General features: G+C 45.8%; 1 protein-coding gene, 1 tRNA gene and 1 other RNA gene (1 of these 3 running past the window's edge). All 3 read left to right on the top strand.

What is annotated here, in order from left to right:
- An RNA gene (gene rnpB, locus V7D75_RS02365) (RNase P RNA component class A) lies at positions 1-224 on the top strand (it extends 106 nt beyond the left edge of the window).
- Between the two features lie 138 nt (positions 225-362).
- Positions 363-439 (top strand) — tRNA-Met (locus V7D75_RS02360).
- A 308-nt stretch (positions 440-747) separates the two neighbouring features.
- Positions 748-2,014 (top strand): translation elongation factor 4 (gene lepA / locus V7D75_RS02355; protein WP_442968902.1); only part of this gene is annotated, 1,267 nt, incomplete at its 3' end.

Genomic DNA, 2,014 nt, shown 5'->3' with positions numbered 1-2,014 from the left:
GTCGCAAGACATTATCGGTAAGGGTGAAAGGGTGCGGTAAGAGCGCACCGCGTGAATGGCAACATCTCACGGCAGGGTAAACTCCACGCGTAGCAAGACCAAATAGGCATCGGCATGGCGCGGCCCGCGTTCGATGCGGGTAGGTTGCTTGAGCGTATCAGCGATGATACGCCTAGAGGAATGATCGTCCACGACAGAACCCGGCTTATCGGTCTACCAACTTTTTTGTTTTGCGGTTCGTTTTTATCGTTAGTATTATGCATATTTACCGTTAATTTGAATGAAATGCGTATTTTTCGCAAAAAATGCTAATTAGGGGTTGACGCAAGTCCTCTCTATCGGTATTATACCGAGCCTTAAATGGCGATGTAGCTCAGCTGGTTAGAGCGCACGACTCATAATCGTGAGGTCAAGAGTTCAAGTCTCTTCATCGCCACCATATTTAGTAAGACCAGCAGTAATAAAATACCAATCATCTTATGATTGGTTTTTTTTTGCCTGATTTTTGCTTGCTAACAAAATCCACTTACTTTATAGCGGAAAACTGCTAGAATACCTTCGTATGCCTGCGCGTCATAAAAGTTAGTCATTTGCGCTGTGGGCATTTCAATTGCGGCAATACAGTAGGTACTTAATCTGTCTCTTTTGGCGTATTGGCCAGTATGAGCTATAAGTATGTATTCGACGGTTGCCATCTGACACTATGTATATCCGTTATTCAATCCTCCATTATTTAGTAGGCGCTTTGTGACTGCATTAGCCAATATTCGTAACTTTTCTATTATTGCCCACATTGATCACGGCAAGTCGACCCTTGCTGACCGTTTTATTCAGATGTGCGGCGCGCTGCAAGATCGTGAGATGCAGGCGCAAGTCCTTGATTCTATGGACATTGAGCGTGAGCGCGGCATCACTATTAAAGCCCAGTCTGTGACCTTGTTTTATGATCATCCTAACGGTGAGCGTTATCAGCTAAACTTCATTGATACCCCCGGTCACGTCGATTTCTCTTATGAGGTCTCACGCTCATTAGCGGCTTGCGAAGGCGCGCTATTGGTGGTTGATGCAGCGCAAGGCGTCGAAGCACAGTCGGTCGCCAACTGTTATACCGCTGTTGATCAGGGCTTAGAGGTGATGGCGGTTTTAAATAAAATTGACTTGCCGCAAGTTGAGCCTGAGCGCGTGATTCAAGAGATTGAAGACATTATCGGTATTGATGCAGTTGATGCGCCGCGCGTCTCGGCAAAATCCGGTCTTGGTGTTGATAAATTACTAGAAGCCTTGGTTGAATTTATTCCTGCGCCAACGGGCGACCGTGATGCACCGCTACAGGCATTGATTATCGACTCATGGTTTGATAACTATCTGGGCGTGGTGTCTTTAGTACGTGTGCGTGAAGGAACGATTAAAAAAGGCGATAAGCTGTATATTAAGTCGACCAAAGAGGCGCACTTAGTGGGCTCAATTGGTGTCTTTACCCCGAAACCTGTAGACACAGGTATTTTACAAGCGGGCGAAGTAGGCTTTGTTATCGCAGGAATCAAAGATATTGCTGGTGCGCCTGTTGGTGATACGATTACCCATGCCAGTACGCCTGATGTTGAGCGCATTCCTGGATTTAAGCAAATCACGCCGCAAGTTTATTCTGGTATGTTCCCAGTAGATTCTAGTGATTTTGAAAAATTCCGTGAAGCGCTGCAAAAACTACAGATTAACGATGCGTCGCTATACTTTGAGCCTGATACCTCTGATGCGCTCGGCTTTGGTTTTCGCTGTGGCTTCTTGGGTATGCTGCACATGGAGATTATCCAGGAGCGCTTAGAGCGTGAATATGACTTGGATTTAATCACCACCGCGCCGTCGGTTATTTATGAGATTGAAAAGAAGAACGGCGAAGTCATTTACGTAGATAACCCGTCAAGATTGCCTGAACCAAATAATATAGAAGAGTTCCGAGAGCCCATTGCCCGCTGTCAAATTTTAGTGCCGCAAGATTACTTGGGTAACGTTATGA

Origin of the sequence: Psychrobacter sp., assembly GCF_036731945.1 — a bacterium.
Lineage (GTDB): Bacteria > Pseudomonadota > Gammaproteobacteria > Pseudomonadales > Moraxellaceae > Psychrobacter.
This window is presented reverse-complemented; position numbering and strand designations above follow the sequence as displayed.